Origin of the sequence: Bradyrhizobium sp. 930_D9_N1_4 (assembly GCF_052076015.1) — a bacterium.
Taxonomy (GTDB): Bacteria; Pseudomonadota; Alphaproteobacteria; order Rhizobiales; family Xanthobacteraceae; genus Bradyrhizobium.
In genome coordinates this window covers 2,750,307-2,771,685 of record NZ_CP197236.1, presented here as the reverse complement: position 1 = coordinate 2,771,685, position 21,379 = coordinate 2,750,307, and the positions used below count along the sequence as shown (strand labels likewise).

General features: G+C 65.1%; 19 protein-coding genes. 8 read left to right on the top strand and 11 right to left on the bottom strand.

Going from position 1 to position 21,379, the window contains the following annotated elements:
- Nucleotides 1–12 precede the first annotated feature (12 nt).
- The 8 genes from AB7532_RS12695 (at nt 13) to AB7532_RS12660 (ending at nt 8,083) form a co-directional block, all read left to right on the top strand.
- Nucleotides 13–915 (top strand): NAD(P)-dependent oxidoreductase, encoded by a 903-nt coding sequence (locus AB7532_RS12695; protein ID WP_441235123.1) that lies wholly within the window; start codon nt 13–15, stop codon nt 913–915.
- A gap of 15 nt (nt 916–930) precedes the next feature.
- Nucleotides 931–1,815 (top strand): intradiol ring-cleavage dioxygenase, encoded by an 885-nt coding sequence (locus AB7532_RS12690; RefSeq protein WP_441235122.1) that lies wholly within the window; start codon nt 931–933, stop codon nt 1,813–1,815.
- A gap of 58 nt (nt 1,816–1,873) precedes the next feature.
- Nucleotides 1,874–3,268, top strand: coding sequence for an FAD-linked oxidase C-terminal domain-containing protein (locus AB7532_RS12685; RefSeq protein WP_441235121.1), 1,395 nt, complete (start codon nt 1,874–1,876; stop codon nt 3,266–3,268).
- Nucleotides 3,265–4,788 (top strand): sugar ABC transporter ATP-binding protein, encoded by a 1,524-nt coding sequence (locus AB7532_RS12680; protein WP_441235120.1) that lies wholly within the window; start codon nt 3,265–3,267, stop codon nt 4,786–4,788. Before AB7532_RS12685 ends, AB7532_RS12680 begins: the two co-directional genes overlap by 4 nt.
- Nucleotides 4,781–5,731: an ABC transporter permease gene (locus AB7532_RS12675; RefSeq protein ID WP_441235119.1), complete on the top strand. Its 951-nt coding sequence runs from the start codon at nt 4,781–4,783 to the stop codon at nt 5,729–5,731. The genes AB7532_RS12680 and AB7532_RS12675 overlap by 8 nt, the downstream gene beginning before the upstream one ends.
- The gene (locus tag AB7532_RS12670) at nt 5,728–6,705 is read left to right on the top strand and encodes an ABC transporter permease (RefSeq protein ID WP_441235118.1); all 978 of its coding nucleotides are present in this window, start codon (nt 5,728–5,730) and stop codon (nt 6,703–6,705) included. Before AB7532_RS12675 ends, AB7532_RS12670 begins: the two co-directional genes overlap by 4 nt.
- A 43-nt stretch (nt 6,706–6,748) precedes the next feature.
- On the top strand, nt 6,749–7,723 hold the full coding sequence (locus AB7532_RS12665) for a sugar ABC transporter substrate-binding protein (protein WP_441235117.1): 975 nt from the start codon (nt 6,749–6,751) through the stop codon (nt 7,721–7,723).
- A gap of 72 nt (nt 7,724–7,795) precedes the next feature.
- The gene (locus tag AB7532_RS12660) at nt 7,796–8,083 is read left to right on the top strand and encodes a YciI family protein (protein WP_441235116.1); all 288 of its coding nucleotides are present in this window, start codon (nt 7,796–7,798) and stop codon (nt 8,081–8,083) included.
- A 188-nt stretch (nt 8,084–8,271) separates the two neighbouring features.
- On the opposite strand, the gene AB7532_RS12655 is transcribed toward AB7532_RS12660, so the two are convergent.
- The 11 genes from AB7532_RS12655 to AB7532_RS12605 form a co-directional block, all read right to left on the bottom strand.
- Complete coding sequence (locus tag AB7532_RS12655) at nt 8,272–9,264, bottom strand: ABC transporter ATP-binding protein (protein WP_441235115.1); 993 nt, start codon at nt 9,262–9,264, stop codon at nt 8,272–8,274.
- Nucleotides 9,261–10,250, bottom strand: coding sequence for an ABC transporter ATP-binding protein (locus AB7532_RS12650; RefSeq protein WP_441235114.1), 990 nt, complete (start codon nt 10,248–10,250; stop codon nt 9,261–9,263). Before AB7532_RS12650 ends, AB7532_RS12655 begins: the two co-directional genes overlap by 4 nt.
- Nucleotides 10,251–10,269: 19 nt before the next feature.
- Nucleotides 10,270–11,193, bottom strand: coding sequence for an ABC transporter permease (locus AB7532_RS12645; RefSeq protein ID WP_441235113.1), 924 nt, complete (start codon nt 11,191–11,193; stop codon nt 10,270–10,272).
- The gene (locus AB7532_RS12640; protein ID WP_441235112.1) at nt 11,190–12,131 is read right to left on the bottom strand and encodes an ABC transporter permease; all 942 of its coding nucleotides are present in this window, start codon (nt 12,129–12,131) and stop codon (nt 11,190–11,192) included. The genes AB7532_RS12645 and AB7532_RS12640 overlap by 4 nt, the downstream gene beginning before the upstream one ends.
- A gap of 17 nt (nt 12,132–12,148) precedes the next feature.
- Entirely contained in the window at nt 12,149–13,750 is a 1,602-nt protein-coding gene (locus AB7532_RS12635) for an ABC transporter substrate-binding protein (protein WP_441235111.1), read from the bottom strand.
- 141 nt (nt 13,751–13,891) lie between these two features.
- Nucleotides 13,892–15,562 carry a nickel ABC transporter ATP-binding protein NikE gene (gene nikE / locus AB7532_RS12630; protein WP_441235110.1) on the bottom strand — a complete coding sequence of 557 codons (1,671 nt, stop codon included), beginning with the start codon at nt 15,560–15,562 and terminating at the stop codon, nt 13,892–13,894.
- A complete protein-coding gene (locus AB7532_RS12625; RefSeq protein WP_441235109.1) occupies nt 15,559–16,407 on the bottom strand; it encodes an ABC transporter permease in 849 nt (282 codons plus the stop codon). The genes nikE and AB7532_RS12625 overlap by 4 nt, the downstream gene beginning before the upstream one ends.
- Nucleotides 16,404–17,438 carry an ABC transporter permease gene (locus AB7532_RS12620; RefSeq protein WP_441239258.1) on the bottom strand — a complete coding sequence of 345 codons (1,035 nt, stop codon included), beginning with the start codon at nt 17,436–17,438 and terminating at the stop codon, nt 16,404–16,406. Before AB7532_RS12620 ends, AB7532_RS12625 begins: the two co-directional genes overlap by 4 nt.
- Before the next feature lie 28 nt (nt 17,439–17,466).
- Entirely contained in the window at nt 17,467–19,086 is a 1,620-nt protein-coding gene (locus tag AB7532_RS12615; RefSeq protein WP_441235108.1) for an ABC transporter substrate-binding protein, read from the bottom strand.
- A 109-nt stretch (nt 19,087–19,195) separates the two neighbouring features.
- Nucleotides 19,196–20,632, bottom strand: coding sequence for an NAD(P)-binding domain-containing protein (locus AB7532_RS12610; RefSeq protein ID WP_441235107.1), 1,437 nt, complete (start codon nt 20,630–20,632; stop codon nt 19,196–19,198).
- Complete coding sequence (locus AB7532_RS12605; protein WP_441235106.1) at nt 20,629–21,378, bottom strand: SDR family oxidoreductase; 750 nt, start codon at nt 21,376–21,378, stop codon at nt 20,629–20,631. Before AB7532_RS12605 ends, AB7532_RS12610 begins: the two co-directional genes overlap by 4 nt.
- Nucleotide 21,379: the final 1 nt, after the last annotated feature.

Genomic DNA, 21,379 nt, shown 5'->3' with positions numbered 1-21,379 from the left:
GGGACAAGATCAATGACAGACGCTTCGAAGAATGTTGCTTTCATCGGGATCGGCAAGATGGGCCTGCCGATGTCGGTGCTCGTCGCCAGGGCCGGTTATTCCGTCACCGCATTCGACCAGAGCGCGGCACGGATTGACGAGGCGCGCGAACAAGGCATTGCAATTGCCGCCTCGCCGGCCGAGGCTGTGGGCGGCAAGGCCGCGGTTATCACGTCCCTGCCCGATGACGCCGCCTTGCGCGGCGCGTTGCTCGGTCCCGCCGGCCTCATCGCCGCGATGGCGCCCGGCACTGTCCTGATCGAAACCAGCACCGTGAGCGTCGAGGCCTCCACCGAAGTTGCGGCCGCAGCACAAGCGCGCGGCATCGCCTATCTGCGTTCGCCGGTCTCCGGCAATGCCAGCATCGTCCATACCGGCGCTCTGAGCTGCTTCGTCTCGGGGCCGCAGGACGCCTTCGAAAACGCAAAGCCGCTGTTTGCCGCCTTCACCCGCGCCCAGACCTATCTCGGCCCCGCCGAGGAAGCGCGTTACGCAAAACTCTCGGTCAACCTGATGATCGCGGTGTCGGCCGCGATGATGGCGGAGAGCCTGGCGCTGGCGCGCAAGGGCGGCATTGCCTGGCAGGACATCCTGAAGGTGCTCGACGAGAGCGCGGTGGCTTCGCCGATGGTGAAGTACAAGACAGCCCCGCTGCGCAGCCGCGACTTCGAGTCCACCTTCTCCTGCAAGCAGATGGCCAAGGACCTCGATCTCATCCTTGGCGCCGGCCACGCCGTCGGCGTGCCGCTGCAGCTCGCCGCGCAAGTGCGCGAGACCTATGGCTCGCTGGTCGCGCAGGGCGACGGCGAGGCTGACTTCATCGCGACCGTCAAGCACCTGGAACGGCTGTCCGGGCTTGGCGAGCCCAAACTCTGATCGCGGAGGCTTAAGATGCGTAACTTCAACGAGAATACGATTACCGATGCGGTGCTGGAGCGGATCGCAGGCGCCACCGATCCGCGCATCAAGCAGGTCAGCGAAGCGCTGGTGCGCCATCTCCATGCTTTCGTCCGCGAGATCCGCCCGACCCAGAAGGAATGGGAATACGCCATCGACTTCCTGACCCGGACCGGCCACATGTGCGACGACAAGCGCCAGGAGTTCATCCTGCTGTCGGATACGCTCGGCGTCTCCATGTTGGTCGATGCCATCAACCATCCGGTGCCGGAAGGCGCGACCGAGACGACCGTGCTCGGCCCGTTTTTCGTTCAGGCGTCCCCCGAGAAAGAGAACGGCGACGACATCTCCGGTCCGATGGAGGGCGACCCGATGCTGGTGACCGGCTCGGTCTCGGCCGTCGATGGACAGCCGATCGCGGGCGCGATCGTCGATGTCTGGCATTCCGACGATGACGGCTATTACGACGTGCAGCAGCTCGACAAGATCGGTGATCTCGCGATGCGCGCGCGCTTCCACACCGACCAGAACGGCCGCTTCAATTTCTGGTCGATCAAGCCTGCGGCATACCCGATCCCGCATGACGGCCCAGTCGGCGACATGCTGGAGGTGCAGGGCCGCCATCCCTGGCGTCCCGCCCATGTGCACTTCATGATCTCGGCGCCCGGCTTCGAGCAGTTGGTGACGCATGTGTTCGTCGCCGGCGACAAATATCTCGACAGTGATGTGGTGTTCGGCGTCAAAGACAGCCTGATCCGCGAATTCGCTCACCATCCCGCCGGCCGTGCGCCGGATGGTCGCATGGTGGAGAGCGAGTATTTTCACCTCAATTACGATTTCGGCCTGAAGCAGGTCGCGAGCAGCGCAAAGGCCGCCTAAGGTCAGGCGGCGGCGGACCGACAAGAGTCCGACGACAGGGAGCAAACGGGAGCCAGGGATGGGACCGCGGGTCAGCACAAGCATATTGGCCGAACGCCTCAACGGCATGATCGGCCCGCGCGCGAGCGTTGCGCGCGGCGTGCTCGACCAGCACGGGCAGAGCGAATCGCATTATCGGAGCTTGCCGCCCGACATCGTCGTCTTCCCGGAAACCACGCAGGAGGTCGCCGAGATCGTCAAGCTGTGCGCAAGCGCAGGCATGCCGATCGTTCCGTTCGGCGCCGGCACCTCGCTCGAAGGCAATGCCGCCGCGGTCGCCGGCGGCGTCTGCTTCGACTTCGCGCGCATGAACAAGGTGCTGGCAGTGCACGATAGCGACATGGACGTCGTGGTGCAGCCCGGCCTCACCCGCAAGCAGCTCAATGCGGAGCTGCGCAATACCGGACTTTTCTTCCCGATCGATCCGGGCGCGGACGCCTCGATCGGCGGTATGACCTCCACGCGCGCTTCCGGCACCATGGCGGTACGCTACGGCACCATGAAGGACAATGTCATGGCGCTCGAGGTGGTACTGGCCGACGGTCGCGTGATCCGCACCGCCAGGCGCGCCCGCAAATCGGCTGCCGGCTACGACCTCACACGCATGTTCGTCGGCGCGGAAGGTACGCTTGGAATCATCACCGAGATCACGCTGAAGGTGCATCCCGTGCCGCAGGCAATCTCGGCGGCGGTTTGCAGCTTCGACACCCTGCACGATGCCGTCGACACCGCGATCTCCGTGATCCAGTCCGCGATCCCCGTGGCGCGCATCGAGCTGCTCGACGACGTCATGATGCGCGGCATCAATGCCTACGCAAAACTCGGCTATCGCGAGGCGCCCACCCTGTTCTTCGAATTCCACGGCTCCGAAAGCTCCGTCGCGGAACAGGCCGAGGCCGCGCAGGCGATCGCCGCCGATCATGGCGGCCATGGCTTTGCCTGGGCGAAGGCGCCCGAGGACCGCAGCAAGCTCTGGCACGCCCGCGACAACACGCTCTATGCCGGCCTGGGCCTGCGTCCCGGCGCGCGCGCCGTGATCACCGATGTCTGCGTGCCGATCTCGCGGCTGGCGGAATGCCTCACCGAGACGCGGCGCGATGCCGACGAGCACGGCTTTACGGCACCGATCGTCGGCCATGTTGGCGACGGCAACTTTCACATGCTGATCCTGATCGACCCTGCCAAGCCGGAAGAGGCCGAAGCCGCCAAGGCGCTCCAGGCCCGCATGGTCGCCCGCGCCATCGCCATGGATGGCACCTGCACCGGCGAGCACGGCATCGGCCTCGGCAAGATCGACTATCTCGCCGATGAGCTCGGCGAGGCCGTCGACGTGATGCGGTCGATCAAGACCGCGCTTGACCCAAACGGATTGATGAACCCTGGAAAAATCTTTGCGAGCGGAGCCAAAGCATGAGCGACGCGCTCCCGATCGAGGTCACCTCACCCGTGCCGCTGCTGGAGCTGCGCGGCATCAGCAAGGAGTTTCCCGGCGTCAAGGCGCTGGATGACGTGTCCTTTGCCGTCTACCCCGGCGAAGTCCACATGCTGTTGGGCGAGAACGGCGCCGGCAAGTCGAGCCTGATGAAGGTGCTCTGCGGCGCCTACCGCGCCGACGCCGGCGAGTTCCATTACAAGGGCGAGAAGGTTGCGATCTCCTCGACCGCGGATGCGCAGAAGCTCGGCATTGCCGTGATCTTCCAGGAATTCTCGCTGGTCCCCTATCTCGACATCGCCCAGAACATCTTCCTCGGCCGCGAGCCGACGGGTCGCATCCCGGGCACCATCGACCGCCGCCGGATCCTGGCCGACGCGAAGCGCGTGCTCGGCACGATCGGCTTCGACATCGATCCCTCCACCACCGTCGACAAGCTCGGTGTCGCGCAACAGCAGATGGTCGAGATTGCGAAAGCGATCAGCCAGAACGCCCGCATCCTCGTGATGGACGAACCGACTGCGGCGCTGTCCGACCGCGAAACCGAGCTGCTGTTCGCGCTGATCGCGCGGCTGAAGGCCGACGGCGTCTCGATCGTCTACATCTCGCACCGCATGGCGGAGGTGTTCGCGCTCGGCGACCGCATCACCGTGCTGCGCGATGGCCGCCGCATCGACGGCGTCAAACCGGCCGACGTCACACCGGACCAGCTCGTCCGCATGATGGTCGGCCGCAACGTCGACATGACCTATCCGCGCAACTTTGCCGACAAGCCCGGCGAGCTGCTGCTCGAGGTCAAGGGCCTGAGCGCGTCGAGTGGAATCTCCGACATCAATATCGAAGTGCGTCGCGGCGAGATCGTCGGTCTGTGCGGCCTGGTCGGCTCCGGCCGCAGCGAGGTCGCGCGCGCCATTTTCGGCGCCGATCCCACAAGCGCCGGCGAGATCATTTTCGACGGCAAGTCCATGTCCGGCGAGCCTGACCTCGCCGCCCGCCGCGGCATCGCGCTGATCCCGGAGAGCCGCAAGAGCGAGGGCCTCGCCTTGTTGCGATCGGTCAGCGACAACCTCGTGGTCTCGGCGCTGCGAAAGCTGTTCCCGAGCGGCCTGTTCGATCAGCGCGGCGCGCAGCGCACCTCCGATGCCCTCATTCGGCAGTTGCGCATCGCCACGCCAAGCGCGCGACAGACCGTCGGCCTGCTCTCGGGCGGCAATCAGCAGAAGGTCGTGATCGGCAAATGGCTCGCCGCCGGCTCGAAGCTCTTCATTTTCGACGAGCCGACGCGGGGCATCGACATCGGCGCCAAGTCCGAGATCTTTGCCCTGATCGACCGCCTCGTCGCCGAAGGCGCAGCGGCGCTGATGATCTCGTCCGAACAAGTCGAGATCTGCCATGTCTGCGACCGCGCCTATGTGATGCGCGAGGGCCGCATCGCCGGACACCTGACACGCAACGAACTGACCGAGGAGAACATCGTGCGACTGGGGATGCATCATGCGTGAAGCCGCGGTCGTCTCGCAACCTAACCCATTGCAGCGCATTCCCGGCGTTGCCATCGTGCTGGTGTTGCTGATCACGCTGTTCAGCGCGATCGCGCCCGGCTTCCTGTCGGTCGCCAACCTCTCCAACGTGCTGGTGCAGTCGACCATCCTGACGATGCTCGCGCTGCCGATGACCTTGATCATCATGACCGAGGGGCTGGACCTGTCGATGGGCGCGGTGCTGACGTTGACATCGCTCTGCGTCGCCATCGTCTCGCTCGCAACCCACTCGATGTTGCTGGGCCTCGGCGCCGGGCTCCTCGTCGGCGTCGCCTTCGGCATCGCCAATGGCTGGCTGGTTGCGATCCTGGGCATTCCACCCTTCGTCGCCACGCTGGGCACACTCGGCATGGCGCAGGGTCTGTCGCTGATCGTCAGCGACGGCCAGAGCGTGGTCGGCATCCCCCACAGTGTGCGCGACATCTACTCAGCGACGCTGCTCGGAATTCCTGTGCCGATCGTGATGGCGCTGGTGACCTACGCAGCCTTCCACGGCCTGCTCTATCACACCCGCTTCGGCACCTACATCTTCGCGCTCGGGGGAAATCGCGAGGCACTGCGCTATGCCGGTCTCTCGCCGAACAAGCTGCTGATCGCGGTCTACGCGATCGGCGGCGCCATGGCCGGCATTGCGGGCCTGCTGATGACCGCGCGGATGAATTCCGGCCATCCGACTGCAGGCCTCGGCCTCGAATTCGATGCCATCGCGGCGGTCGCCGTCGGCGGCACCTCGTTCGAGCGCGGCAATGGCTGGCTGCTCGGCACCCTGCTCGGCGTCCTCTCGGTCGGCGTACTGCGTAACGGGCTGAACCTGATCTCGCTGCCGTCCTCGGTGCAGGTCGCAAGCGTCGGCGTCCTCGTCATCGTCGCCCTGTTCCTCGATGGCCTCAGGAGCCGCGCATGACCGACATCAGCAAAGAGACGATGATGCCGCCCCGCTCATTCCTGTCGCAGGATGCGATCCAGGTGTTCTACCGCCTGCTCGCTGCGCTCTTGATCTGTGCGGTGCTCGCCGTGCTCAGCGATTCCTTCCTGAGCCTCGGCAACATCCTCAACGTGCTCCGGCAGGCGAGCCTGACCTTCTTCATCGCGTCCGGCCTGACGCTGGTGGTGCTCACCGCAGGCCTCGATCTCTCCGTCGGCGCCAATGTCGCGCTGTCGGCCTGCATCGCCGGCACCGTGATCCACACGACCGGCTCGCCGGCGCTCGGCATCCTCACCGGCCTTGCCTGCGGCGGCCTTGTCGGTCTCCTCAACGGCATCATGGTCACGGCCCTTCGCATTCCCTCCTTCATCGCCACCTACGGCATGCTCTGGGTGCTGAACGGCCTCACCTATTGGTACATGGCGGGCGAGACGCTGCACGGCTTCCCGGCCGGCTTTCGCCAGATCGGCAGCGGCTATCTGTTCGGCCTGCCCATTCCGGTCTATCTGCTGCTGGTGTTCCTCGGGATCGGAACGCTGTTCGCGCAGCGCACGATCTGGGGCCAGGAGATCTATGCGATCGGCGCCAATCCGGTCGCGGCCCGCCTCTCCGGCATCCCGGTCGCGCGGCGCCTGCTGCTGGTCTACGCGGTCTCAGGCACGATGGCGGGGCTTGCCTCGATCATCTTCCTGTCGCGGCTCAATTCGGCCGAGGCCGACATCGGGGAGAGCCTGACGCTGCCCGCGATTGCGGCCGTGCTGATCGGCGGCACCTCGCTGTTCGGCGGCGTCGGCACCGTGTTCGGCACTTTCATCGGCGCGCTGATCCTAACGCTGGTGCTGAACGGCATGAATTTGCTCTCGGTCAGCGCCAACTGGCAGCCGCTGGTGACAGGCATCATCGTCATTCTCGCGGTCTGGCTCGACATGAAGACCCGCCGCCGCGCGCAATGAGTTCTCAAGAAGTTCAACAAGCAAAACGAGGGATGGAGGCAACATGAAACAGACACTGGGTTACCTGACACTACCGCTGCTGATCGCGGCCGCGTTCACCACACAAGCGCGGGCCGACGGCGAGACCATCGCCGTCTTCACCAAGAACCAGACCAACCCGTTCTTCCAGACAGTGCGGGTCGGCGCCGATAACATGGCGAAGGTGCTGAACGCGAAGACGCTTCAGTACATCCCGACCAAGCCGGATTCGATCCCCGAGCAGCTCAGCCAGATCGAGGACGTCGTGGTGAAGAAGCCCAGCGCGATCGTGTTCACGCCGGTCGACTACAAGGCGATGGTGCCGGGCGTCGAGAAGATCAACGACGCCAAGATCCCGGTCGTCAACATCACCGACCGCTCGGCCGGCGGCAAGTTCCTCTCCTTCGTCGGCGCCGACGATTATAGCCTCGGCCTGGAGACCGCGCGCTTCCTGCTCAAGACGCTGGGCGGCAAGGGCAACATCGTCATCATCGAGGGCGTCAAGGGCTCGCTGACCAATGTCGATCGCGTCCGCGGCTTCAACGACGCGCTCAAGGAAACCGCGGGCGCCAAGCTGCTAGCCTCTCAGCCCGGCAACTACCAGCGGCTCCAGGCGCTCCAGGTCATGGAAAACCTGATGCAGTCGAACCCGCAGATCGACGGCGTTCTCGCCGCCAACGACGCCATGGCAGTCGGTGCGATCGAGGCGCTCGACGGCGCCAACCGCAAGGCCCAGGTGATCGGCATCAACGGCACCAAGGAGGCGATCGACGCGATCAAGTCCGGCAAGCTGCTGGCGAGCGGCGACTACAACGGATTTGCGCAGGGCTGCCTTGGCACCATGATGGCGATCCGCAGCTTGCGCAACCAGCCCGTGATCGCCGAGATCGTGCTGAAGCCGACCGTCATCACCAAGGACAATTACCAGCCGTTCGACGTGCCGCTGGAGCAGCGGGCGTGCCCGACCTTCGAGGAAGCCAGCAAGCTCGGCGGCAAGTAAGCGTATTCACGACAAACACGGACGGCCGCCCCTCGCGTCCGTCCCAAGAACTGAAAGGACTCGGAGACCATCATGCTGTTCGCCATTCACGCCCTCGACCGCACCGGCGCGCCGCCGACCCGGCTGGCCAATTACGACGCCCACAAAGCGTTTCTGAGCGACACCTCGCGCTTCGGCGTCAAGATCGTGATGTCGGGACCACTCGTCTCCGACGATGGCGAGAGCATGATCGGCAGTCTGTTCCTGATCGAGGCGCCGGGCCGCAGCGAGGTCGAAGCCTTCAACCGCGCCGATCCGTTTGCGGCGGCCGGCATCTGGGAGAAAGTCACGATCACGGGCTTCCTGCGCCGCCAGGGCTGAGCGCGACCAAAACAAAAACTTCGAAAACAACCCCATGCACAGTAGAATGAGGTTGTTTTTGCTTACGAATTTTCGCCGTCACCGGTTTTGACTCGTCGGGCAAAACAGGAGCAGAGTGGCATCATCGCCCTGCTGGTACTCCTGCGCCTCTCTGCCCGCCCGGCGGAGACGCAGAAGCCACCCAACGGCTACCCCGCCATCGCCGCCGCACCGTCCTCGAGGTGACACGCCACCCACTGCTCGGGTCCGACTGCGCGCAGCGTCGGTTCCTCGATCCGGCAGCGATCGAACACCAGCGGGCAGCGGGTGTGGAAGCGGCAGCCCTTCGGCGGATTGATCGGGCTCGGCACGTCGCCGCCGAGGATGATCGGATTACGCTGGGCGCCGGGCTCGGGCAGCGGCACCGCCGAGAGCAGCGCCTTGGTGTACGGATGCTTGGGCGCGGCAAAGATCTCGCGACGCGGCGCCACTTCGACGATCTTGCCGAGATACATCACCGCCACGCGATGCGTCATATGTTCGACGATCGCGAGATCATGGCTGATGAACAGCAGCGCGAGGCCGAACTCGCGCTGGAGATCCTGCAAGAGATTGACGATCTGCGCCTTGACCGAGACGTCGAGCGCGGAGACCGCCTCGTCGCAGACGATCAGCTCGGGTTCGGCTGCGAGCGCGCGCGCAATGCCGATGCGCTGGCGCTGGCCGCCGGAGAATTCGTGCGGCCGGCGATTGAGCGCTTCCCGCGGCAGGCGGACGGTGTCCATCAGCGCCGTCACGCGGGTTTCGAGATCGGCTGCGGATTTGGCGAGGCCGAAATTGCGGATCGGTTCGGCCAGGATGTCGCGCACGCGCATGCGCGGGTTGAGGCTCGAGAACGGATCCTGGAACACGACCTGCACGCGGCGGCGCATTTGCCGCATCGTGCTCGGATGCGCGTCGTCGATGCGCTGGCCGTCGAGGATTACCTGCCCCGCGGTGATATCGAACAGGCGCAGAATTGCGCGGCCGACCGTCGACTTGCCGCAGCCGGATTCGCCGACCAGCGACAGCGTCTCGCCCTTCGCGATCTCGAAGGAGACGCCGTCGACGGCATAGACCCATTCGGTTTGTCGCCCGAAGAAGCCCTTGTTGACCGGGAAGTGCTTCTTGAGGTCGTTGACCTGGAGCAGCGGAGGACTCATGCCGCGATGGCCCCCTTGGCGGAATAGTGGCAGGCGGCAACGTGGCGAGGCGCCTTCTCCTCCAACCCCGGCGCATATTGCCGGCACAGATCGGTCGCGAGCGCGCAGCGGCCGGCGAAGACGCAACCGATGATCGGCTTGCGCAGATCGGGCACCTGCCCCGGGATTTCGGCCAGACGCCTCGCGGTGCCGGTCAGCGAAGAACCGAGCCGCGGCACGGCGCCGAGCAGGCCTTGCGTATAGGGATGACGCGGCGAGCGGAATAGCTCGGCCACCGGCGCCTCCTCGACCTTGCGGCCGGCATACATGACCATGACGCGCTCGGCGATCTCGGCGACCACGCCGAGATCGTGGGTGATCAGGATGATGGCGGCCCCGACCCGCTGCTTCAGGCCCAGCATCAGCTTCAGGATCTGCGCCTGAATGGTCACGTCGAGCGCCGTGGTCGGTTCGTCCGCGATCAGGAGCTTTGGATTGCAGGCCAGCGCAATCGCGATCATCACGCGCTGACGCATGCCGCCGGAGAGCTGATGCGGATATTCGCGCACCCGCCGCTTCGGCTCGGGAATGCCGACCAGGGTCAGCATCTCGATCGCATGCGCCTCGGCCGCCGCCTTGTCGAGGCCCTGATGGATCATCAGCGTCTCGCGGATCTGACGGCCGACGGTCAGCACCGGATTCAGGCTCGTCATCGGCTCCTGAAAGATCATCGAAATGTCGTTCCCGCGGATGGCGCGCATCTCGCGGTCAGACAATTGCAACAGATCCTTGCCCGCGAAGCGGATCGCGCCCGCGATCTTGCCTGGCGGCTCCGGGATCAAGCGCATCAGCGACATTGAGGTCACCGACTTGCCGCAGCCGGACTCGCCGACGATGGCAAGCGTCTCGCCCTCGTTGACATGGAAGGACACCCCGTCGACCGCGCGGTTGATGCCGCTTGGGGTACGGAAGTGGGTTTGGAGGTTCTCGACTTCGAGCAAAGCCATCGCGATCAGCCTCTCGCCATCACAGACTTTTGGCCATGCGCGGATCGAGCGCATCGCGAAGGCCGTCGCCGAGCAGGTTCACCGCGAGCACGGTGACGGAGAGGAACGCCGCCGGAAAGAACACGATGTAGGGCTTGACCTGCCACAGCGCGCGGCCCTCGGCCATGATGTTGCCCCAGGACGGAATGGTGGGCGGCGTGCCGGCGCCGATGAAGGACAGGATCGCCTCCGTGATCATGGCGCTGGCGCAGATATAGGTCGCCTGCACCAGCATCGGCGCCAGCGTGTTGGGCAGGATGTGGCGCAGGATGATCATCGGCGTGCGCGTGCCGCAGGCGACCGCCGCGTCCACATAGGGCTGCTCGCGCAGCGACAGCACGACGCTGCGGACGAGCCGCGAGACGCGCGGGATCTCGGCGACGGTAATGGCGAGAATGACGTTGCCGACACTGCCGCGCGTCAGCGCCATCAGCGCGATGGCAAGCAGGATCGGCGGGATCGACATCAACCCGTCCATGAAGCGCATCAGAATGCCGTCGGCCCAGCGGACGAAGCCGGAGACGATGCCGATGGCCAGGCCCGCCACGGACGCGAAGATCGCGACCGAGAGCCCGACCGTGAGCGAGACCCGCGCCCCGAACATCACGCGCGAGTAGATATCGCGGCCGAGCACGTCGGTGCCGAACCAGTAGAGCGCCGAGGGCGCCCGCGTGCGCTTGGCGGGCGCGAGCGCGGTCGGATCGACGGTCCAGAGATATGGCGCAAAGATCGCGATCAGAACCAGCGCCAGCAGCAGCCCGCCGCCGATCGTGACGGTGGGATGGCTGCGCAAAAGGCCGATGAAGCCGCGCCGGATCCTGACCGGGCGCTGGATGTCGGGCAGTTGCGGCGCGAGGACGAAGCCGGCCGGCAGCGCCTGCGGATTGACGGTCATGTCGGTCAATAGCGGATCCTCGGGTCAACGAGCGTATAGGTGACGTCGATCATCAGGTTGACGAGGACGTAGACGAAGCTGAACAGCAGCACGATGCCCTGGATGACGGGATAGTCGCGGCGCAGGATCGCGTCGATCGTGAGCCGGCCGAGACCGGGGATCGCAAACACGCTCTCGGTGACGACCGCACCGCCGATCAGGAGCGCGATGCCGATCCCGATCACGGTCACGATCGGCACCGCCGCGTTCTTGAGCGCGTGGATGAACAGGATGCCGCCCTGCCCCATGCCCTTGGCGCGCGCCGTGCGGATATAGTCCTGCTGCAAGACTTCGAGCATGGTGGCACGCGTGATGCGCGCGACCAGCGCAATATAGACGCAGCCGAGCGCGATCGCCGGCAGGATCAGGTTTTGCAGCCACGGCCAGAAGCCCTGCGCAAGCGGCGTGTAGCCCTGCACCGGGAGCCAATCGAGCTCGAGCGCGAAGATATAGGCGAGCATGTAACCGACCACGAACACCGGCAGCGAAAAGCCGAACACGGCAAACGCCATGATGGCCCGGTCGATCAGGCTGCCGGCTTTCCACGCGGCCACGACGCCGAGCGGCACCGCGACCACGATCGTGAGCAGCAGCGTGATGATCATCAGCGACAGCGTCGGCCCCAGACGTTGCGCGATCATGGTCGAAACCGGCAGATTGGTGAAGATCGAGGTACCGAGATCGCCGTGCAGGATGCGCCAGACCCAGCTTCCGAACTGGATCAGGAAGGGCCGGTCGAGGCCGAGGCTCTGGCGGATGCGCTCCACATCCTCCGGGCTTGCCTGGTCACCCGCGATCACCACGGCGGGATCACCCGGCGCGATGTAAAGCAGGCTGAACACGAACAAGGCGACGATTGCCATCACTGGCAGGGTCGCGGCGATGCGACGGAGGATGTAGGAGAGCATCTGGCCTCAACGCACGATCATGCGGACTTCGTCACGCCCCAGAAGAACGGCAACGGCCCCTTGGTGATGCCCGAGACGTTCTTGCGCCATGCCGTGTAGGTCAGGAAGAAGCCGGTCGGGGCGTAGACGACGTCCTCGAGCGCAGCCTTGTTGACCCGCCCGATCGCCGCCTTCTCTTCATCGAGACTCTTGGCGTCGAACCAGGTCACGATCTCATTTTCGGTGGTCGGGCTGTTGGGCCAGCCGAACCAGGCCTTCTCACCGTTGGCGCGAATGGCGGTATACGCTGCCGGCGTGATGCAGTCGGCGCCGGCATGCCAGCTGTGGAACATGTTCCAGCCGCCCTGACCCGGCGGCGTCTTCGCCGCGCGGCGCGAGCCGACCGTGCCCCAATCGGTGGCGACGAAGTCGACATTCATGCCGAGCTTCTTGAGGAGGTCGGCGGTGACATCGCCTTGCGCCTTGGTGATCGGCTGGTCCTGGGCGACGAGGCACGTCACCGGCTGGCCGGAATAGCCGCTCTCGGCGAGCAGCTTCTTGGCCGCGTCGAGATCGCGCTTGCCCTTGAGGATTTCGCCACCCAGCTCGCTGTAGAGTGGCGTATCCGGCGTGAAGAAGCCCGGTAGCGACTTCCACAACGCGTCGTCGTCACCGACGATCGCGCGCATGTAGTCTTCCTGGCTGAGCGCCATCAGCACCGCGCGCCTTGCCCGCACGTCGTTGAACGGCGCGAACATATGGTTCATGCGGAACGAGCCGATATTGCCGAGGGGATCGCCGATATCGACGCTGATGTTCTTGTTCTTCTTCAGCACGGGCACGAGGTCGGCGATCGGGTTCTCCCACCAGTCGACCTCGCCGTTCTGCAGCGCAGCCGCCGCGGTCGCGGGGTCCGGCATCACGATCCATTCCACGCGATCGACCATGATCTGCTTGCCGCCGGCCAGCCACGACGCCTTCTCCTGCCGCGGCACGTAATCGGTGAACTTCTCGAACACCGACTTGGCGCCGGGCACCCATTCGCTCTTGGCGAACTTCATCGGTCCCGAACCGACATATTCGGTGATCTGCTTGAACGGGTCGGTCTTCGCGATGCGCTCGGGCATGATGAAGGAGCACGGCGCATTGTTCTTGGCCAGCGCGTAGAGCATTTTCGGGAAGGGCTGCTTCAAAACCCATTTGAAGGTGCGGTCGTCGACGGGCGTCAATTCCTGCTGGATCGCAAGGATCATCAGGCCCATCGGATCGCGTGCGGCCCAGCGCGACAGGCTCGCGACGACGTCCTTGCTCAGCACCGGCTCGCCGTCATGGAATTTGAGGCCCGGACGCAGCTTGAAGGTCCAGGTCTTGCCGTCGTCGGAAGTCTCCTCGGACTCGACCATCTGGCGCTGCGGTTGCAGCGATGAATCGATGCCGTAGAGCGTGTCCCAGACCAGGGCTGCCGCATTGCGCACGACATATTGCGTGCCCCAGATCGGATCGAAATTGGCCAGATTGGCCTGCGGCACGAAGCGCAGGGTGCGCGCCGATGCGCCTTGCGAGATCGCCGGGGCCGAGATGCCCGTCAATGCAAGACCGCCCGCGCCGGCCAGTCCCTTTAATACGGTCCTGCGATCCATGAAATCCTCCCAGTAATGCCGTGATGCCGGCCATCGTTGGCCAAAGGCAGGTGAAACCAGAACCCGTTGGCGTGCAAATGGTATGCCACTAATAGGGCCTTCGCCAGCGCGATCTGGATGGTTTTCCGACCGGGTCGGTCCTCAAAGCGCGACCGCCAAGGCCGGGCCGGTCTCGATGTGGGGGATCGCCTCGACCAGCTTGCGGGTGTAGTCGGTCTTCGGATTATCGAACAATGCCCGGCTTTCGCCCTGCTCCACGATGCCGCCGTTGCGCAGCACGATGGTGCGGTCGCAGAGCATGCGCACGACGTTGAGGTCGTGGCTGACGAACAGCAGCGCGATGTCGTTCTCGCGCCTGAGGCGATCGAGCAGTTGCAGCACCACCGCCTGCACGGAGACGTCGAGCGCGGCGGTCGGCTCGTCCAGCACCAGGAGCCGCGGCCGGCAGGCGATGGCGCGGGCGATGCCGACGCGGGCCTTCTGGCCCCCGGAGAGCTGATGCGGAAAGCGCGGCAGCAGATCGAGCGGCAGCCCCACCCGCTCCGCGCACTCCTCCACCCGCTTGCGCAGCGCATCACCCGCACGCATGTTGTCGAGCCGCATCAGCGGATGGGCGATGCAGTCGAAGGCCGTGAAGCGCGGGTTGAGGCTCTCGTTCGGGTCCTGAAAGACCATCTGGATGTCTTTGCGATAGCGAGAGCGATGAAAATCGCGCGACGCGACATGGCCGATCGATTGGCCGTCGAACACGATGTCGCCTTCGCTCGGGTCGATCAGCCGGCAGATCATCCGCGACGTCGTGCTCTTGCCGGAGCCGGATTCGCCGACGAGACCGACGCTCTCGCCGCCGGCCATCGTCATGGAGAAGTCGGCGACTGCGGCGGAGCTTTCATCAAAACGCTTGGCGAGCTTGCGCACCTCGAGCAGCGGCGGCGTGCCGTGCGGAAGTTCCGGCCTCGGCATGCTGACGACGGCGGCATGGCGCTCACGCTCCTCCTCCGTCACGAGGTCCTCGATCCGGGAGGTCGCGGTCGGCGATGCCGCAACCAGGCGCTTTGTGTAAGCGTGCTGTGGTGCGGTAAAGAGCGTTTTAGGGCTCGCTTCCTCGACGATGCGACCGCGCTCCATCACCGCGATGCGGCGACAATAGCGCGCGGCGAGCCCGAGATCGTGCGTGATCAAAATCGTCGCCATGCCGCGCGCGGCGGCGATGTCCGCGAGCAAATCCATCACCACCTTCTGGGTGGTGACGTCGAGGCCGGTGGTCGGCTCGTCCGCGATCAGGAGCGCGGGATTGCAGGAGATCGCGATCGCGATCATGACGCGCTGGCACATGCCGCCCGAAAGCTCGTGCGGATAGGCGTTCATCCGCGTTTCGGGGTCGCGGATCTGGACCGCGCGCAGCAGCTCCAGCGCTTCCGCGCGCGCGGCACCCTTCGATATCTTCTTGTGGGTGAGGATCGCATCCGCGATCTGGAGGCCGATCGCGCGGATCGGGTTCAGCGCCGCCCGCGGGTTCTGGAAGATCATCGACATCGCCGCGCCCTGGAGCTGACGAAGGTCATCTCCCCGGAGCTTCGTCACGTCCTGCCCGCGAAACAGGATCTTGCCGCCGGTGACGCGGCCAGCGGCATCGAGCAGACGCGTCGTTGCAAAGCCGGTGACCGACTTGCCCGAGCCGCTCTCGCCGACGAGACCGAGCATCTCGCCCTCTTTGACCGAGAGATTTACCCCGCGCACGGCCTCGACCATGCCGCGCCGCGTCGAGAACGCGACATGGAGGTCGTTGATCCCAAGCAGTTCCTCGCTCATGTGCGCATCCGCGGATCGAGAATGTCCCGCATCCCGTCACCGAGGAGATTGAAGCACAGCACGGCCATCATCAGCGCAAGGCCGGGAAAGGCGACCAGCCACCACCGCCCGGTCGAGATGAAGCGCGCGCCCTCCGCGACCATGATGCCCCATTCCGGCGTCGGCGGCTCGACGCCAAGACCGATGAAGGAGAGACCCGCCGCATTGAGGATAGCCCAGCCGAGATTGAGCGAGATCTGCACCGCCATCGCCGGCAGGATGTTCGGCAGCAGGAAGCGCAGCACCACCGAAAAATGGCTCTCGCCGCAGGCGCGCGCGGCTTCGACCCAGCCGACGTTGCGGCGGACGTTCACCTCGGCGCGCGCGAAGCGGATGTAGAACGGCAGATTGATGATCGCGGTCGCGATCACGATGTTTTCGATCCGGTTGCCGAGCGCCGCGACCATCGCCATCGCCAGCACGAACAGCGGAAACGCCATCATGACGTCGACGAAGCGGCCGACGCCGCGATCGAGCCTGCCGCCGGCATAGCCGCAGAACGCGCCGACGACGGCGCCGATCACGAAGGAGATGCCGACCGCGGAAACCGCGATGGCGAGATCGAGCCGCGCTGCGATGACGAGCCGGCTGAAGACGTCGCGGCCGAGCTGGTCGGTGCCGGCGAGATGCGCCGCACTCGGCGGCAAAAGCGCCTCCGAGACGTTGGAGACGACGGGATCGTAAGGCACGATCCACGGCCCGAAGATCGCGATCAGGACGAACAGCGCCACGCCGGCCGCGGCGACGGCGGTGAGCGGATTGCCGCGCAGGATCCAGACCGAATGACGGAGGGTTGCGCTGGTCATCCGATGGATACCCTGGGATCGGCGATGCCGTAGCAGATATCGACCACGAGATTGACCAGCACGAACAGGCTGGCCATCAGCAGCACGAAACCCTGCACCGGCGCATAGTCGGAGGACAGCAGCGCATCGAGCGCGTAGGAGGCGACGCCCGGCCAGGAGAACACCTTCTCCACCAGCACATTGGCGCCCAGCATGGTCGAGAATACGATGCCGGCGATGGTGATGACGGGCAGGATCGCGTTCCGGAGCGCATAGGTGACGACCACCTTGTGCCAGGACAATCCGACCGAGCGCGCGGTGCGCACGAAATCGCTGCCGAGCGACACCAGCATCGAGGCGCGCGTGATCCGCGCCAGCGGCGCAATCACGAACAACGCCATGCTGACCGCCGGCAGGATCAGTTGCTTGCAGGCCGCCCACCAGCCCTCGACATCGCCGGCGAGCAGGAAATCGATCGAGAGGAAGCCGGTGCGCGACGGCGGCAGCGAGGTGAAGACGTCGATCCGTCCGGTGGGATCCGGCGCGAGCCCGAGCAGATAGTAGAACACGTAGATCAACAGCAATCCCGAGACGAAGGTCGGCACGCAGACGCCGAGTGCGCAAAACAGCCGCACGCCGTGATCGACCGCCGATCCCGGCCGCAACGCCGCGACGACGCCGAGCGGCACCGCAAAGATCAGCGCGATCAGGAGCGCGGTGAAGGTCAGCTCGAGCGAGGCCGGCAGCCGCTCGCGCAGGTCCTTCAGCACCGGCTGTCCCGTCATCATCGAACGGCCGAGATTGCCGCGGCCGATGTCGGAGAGATAGAACACGAGCTGTTCCGGCACCGACTTGTCGAGCCCCATCTGCTTGCGGATCTGCTCGATCTCTTCCTTGCCGGCGTTGGGCCCCGAGGCGAAGAACACCGCGGGGTCGCCAGGCAGGACGCGCATCAGGAGAAAGGTGAAGACAAGCACACCGAACAGCGCCGGCAGCGACGACAACAGCCGCCTGCCCGCCCGCGCCATCGTTGCACCAAGACCGGTCTTCACCATTCATAGCTCCCCGCGTTCGACGCTATCACTTGCGGCTGACGTCACGATAGTCGATCTGACGGTGGAACTCATAGGTATAGCCCTCGACCGACGCCGCCATCACCGCATCCTGGTTCGGTTGCCACAGCATGATCTGCGGCATCAGGTCGAAATGCATCGCGTTGAGCTTGCGGCCGGCTTCCTCGTATTTGGCCTTGTCCGGCTCGAAACGGGCGCCCTGCGCGATCTCGGACAGATCCGGATTGTTGATCGAGCTGTAGTTCCAGCGCTGATTGCCGGTGTAGAAGTTGCGGTAGAAATAATCGGTCGAGGGCAGCCAGGCGACGATGCCCTCGGTGTAGAACGGCAGCTTCTTCTCGTTGATCTGCGTCGACATCTGCGCATCCGGCAGCTTCTGGATGTCGACCTTGATCCCGATCTTGCCGAGCGATTCCTTCACCAGCGCCGCCATCGGCTCCGCGGTCGAGGCCTGGCCGACATTGAAGCTGAAGGTGGTCGAGAAGCCCTCGGGCAGCCCCGCAGCCTTGAGATATTCCCTGGCCTTGTCGAGATCGAGCTTCACCGGCTGCTGGAATGGATAGATGCCGTTGAGCGGCCTGCCGTCCGGCCAGCTCGCGCCGAACAGCGGCGAACCGCGGCCGAACAGGGCCGCCTTGAACATGTCGTCATAGGGCAGCGCGTAGGCGATGGCGCGGCGCACATTGGCGTTGTCGAACGGCGGCATCTGGTTGTTCATCGAGACGAAGGTGATCGCATTGTATTGCGGGGTCGAGATCACCTTGAGCTTGCCCTTGGCTTCGAGCGACTGCACGTCGCTGGCTTGGAGATCGACGACGAGGTCGGCATCGCCGCGCTCGACCAGATTGGCGCGGGTGGCCGGCTCAGGCACCGACTGCACGATCACGCGCTTGAAGAACGCCGGTTTGTTGGCCGTGCCGCGGTTCCAGCTCTCGTCGCGCTTGAGGATGACCTGCTCGCCGGGCTTGAAGGTCTCGACAATGTAAGCGCCACTGCCTGCGGTGTGCTCCTTCAGCCATGCGGTCGCCCAGGGATCATCCGGGGTCGCGTGCTCTTTTGCCACTTTCGAATTGATGATCATGGGATAGACGGTGGCAAGGTTCGGCAGCGCGAGTTTGTCGGGCTTCGGCAGTGTCACCTCGATTGTGAGCGGATCGATCACCTTGAACTGATCGGCTGACGTCAAAGAGCCTGTCAGCAGCTGCGCCTTGCCGAGGATCGGCGCGGTGACGCAGCGATCGAGCGACCACTTCACGTCCTCGGCCGTGACGGGCGAGCCGTCCTGGAACTTCGCGTCCTTGCGCAGGCGGAAAGTGAGCTTCAGACCGTCGGGGCTGACATCGTAGCTTTCGGCGAGCTCGCCGGTGATGGTGTCGAGGTCGAACACCCATTTGCCGTTGAGCTGCTTGCGGCCGAACGCCACCAGCCGGTCATAGGTGCTCATGCTCAGCGCGAAGGATTCGCGCGTCGAGCCCGGAATGTTGGGATCGAGCGTGTTGACCGACGAACCCGTCACATAGCGCAACGTCTCCGCCCTTGATTGCGCGTGCGACGGCGCGGTGGCGATCAGCAATAGCGCAGTGGTGGCGAGCACTGAGGTCGCGCACCTGAAAGACACAAAACGCATTCGTTTTCCCCAAGATTTCGACTGGAAACACTGACAAAGACAGGTCAAGAAAGAAGCAAGTTGCGCGCCAGTCTCGCAGAGGCGCTTCGTCGCGGCGGCGCATGGATGATCATCGTTGTTCCCCTGTTTTTCCCGCTTCCCGCGCAACCACGGCCTGCGGCACGTCATAGGCGCTGAGCGAGGCCCAGTGCCGCGCGACATCCGCGCGAAACAGGCCGCGCGTCAGGCCGTTCACCAATTTCGGCACGGCGGTCGTCATCGCGTTGATCGACGAGCCCGACGCGCCAAAGCTCATGGTGGAGGCGATGGCGAAAAGGTGGATATCCGAGATCCACGGCGTCTTCCCCGGCTCGCGCTCGGTGAAGGCGTAATCGTCGGCGAGATAGGGAAAGCGGCCGAGCCGCGCGTTGCGCTCGCTCGCAGGCGGCTCGTAGCGGTCGGCCCAGGTCGCGATATTGCCGGCGAATTTTGCGAGCTCGCCGCGGCCGGCAAAGCTCATGTCGATGCCGGTGCCGCAGATCACGAAATCCGCAGGTATCGCGCCGCGCGGTGTCTGCAATTCGAGGCCGCTGGCTGTCTGACGCGCGGCTTCGAGCGGCGCGCCCTCATGCAAGGTGAAATTGGCATGACGCGCGCAGCGGTCATATGTCGGCTGCGGAAAACCCTCGCGCATCTCGAGGATGGTGCGCATGAAGCGCCAGCGCCAGGCATCGTCGAGATCGCTGAGATGACGCAGGAAACCGCGAAAGGTCAGCCAGCGATAGGGCTGGATCACCTGGATCTGCGCACGGCGGCACAGCAGATGCACTTCGGCCGCGCCTGCTTCGAGCGCCGTTGCCGCGTTGTCGAAGGCAGAGGCGCCCGCGCCGATCACGGCGACGCGCTTGCCGCGCAGGCTCGCGAAATCGATATCGTCGGCAACGGTTGCGACCGTGCTCGCCGGCAGATCGCCGAGCTGCTCCGGGATCATCCAGTCGCCCATGCCCTCCTGCCCCGTCGCCAGCACGATCTTGCGGGCATAGAGCGTCTCGACGGCATCGGCGCGCTTCACCCGCGCAGCAAGCAGGCCATCAGGAGCTTGCGAAATCTCCAGAAGCTCGCAGCCGTTACGCACGGGCAAGCTGATCGTGCGGCGGAGCCAGAGCAGATACTCCGCCCAATGCTCCCGCAGGATCAGGTTCAGCGTCGGCCAGCTCTCCTTGCCGAAACGGGCTTCGTGCCAGGACTGATAGGTCAGGCTCGGAATGTCGAGGTCGGGGCCAGTGTAATCCTTCGGGCTGCGCAGCGTCGGCATGCGGGCGTAGGTGAGCCACGGCCCTTCCTTCCCCTCCTCGGCCTTGTCGAGCAGCAGGATATTGCTGACGCGGGAGCGCATCAGGCCGAAGCCGATGGCGATGCCCGACTGGCCTGCGCCGATGATCAGCACGTCGAGCGCGGGCTTGCCGTCCGGTCCCATCTTCGGTTCGAGCCACGCGGCATGGGGATGCGCGATCATGGCGAGATCAGCGCGAACGTCGGCATCGAGCTGTGTCAGCGCGTCACTCATGCCGCGAGCCAGCCTCCGTCGACGACCATCACCGTGCCCGTCGTGAAGGACGACGCATCGCTGGCGAGATGCAGCGCGGCCTGCGCGATCTCCACGGCCTCGCCGAATCGCTTCATGGCGTGGCGATTGCGGGAGGCTTCGCGAACCTCTTGCGAATTGGCGTGACGGGCAAAGCTGCGGCGAAGCATCGGGGTGTCGATTGCGCCGGGTGCGATCGCGTTGACGCGGATGCCGTCGGTCGCGAAATCAACCGCCATCGTTCGCGTCAAGCTGACGATCGCGCCCTTGGCGGCGATATAGGCGCTGTTGCCCTTGCCGCCGGCAAGCGCAAGCTGCGAGGCCAGCGTGATGATCGAACCGCCCTTCTGCCGCTGCATCTGCGGCACCGCCGCGCGCGCCCACAGCCAGGTGCCGCCGACATTGGCGCGGAACACCGCGTCCCAATCGTCCAGGCTCGTCGTCAGCACCGTGCCGCCGACGGAGAAGCCAGCGGCAGTCATGAGGATATTGAGTTGGCCGTATCTCGATACGATATCGCCGACAACGGTTTCAGCGAAATCAGCATCACCGACGTCACCGACATGCGTCGTGGCTTCACCCACAAGACTCAGCGTTTCCTGAAGACCGGCAGCGTCGCGATCGACCAGCGCAAGACGCGCCCCCTCCTCCGCAAACAGCTTTGCACTGGCGCGGCCGATGCCGGAGCCCGCTCCCGTGATGACGGCCGTCCGTCCCTGTAGCCGCATC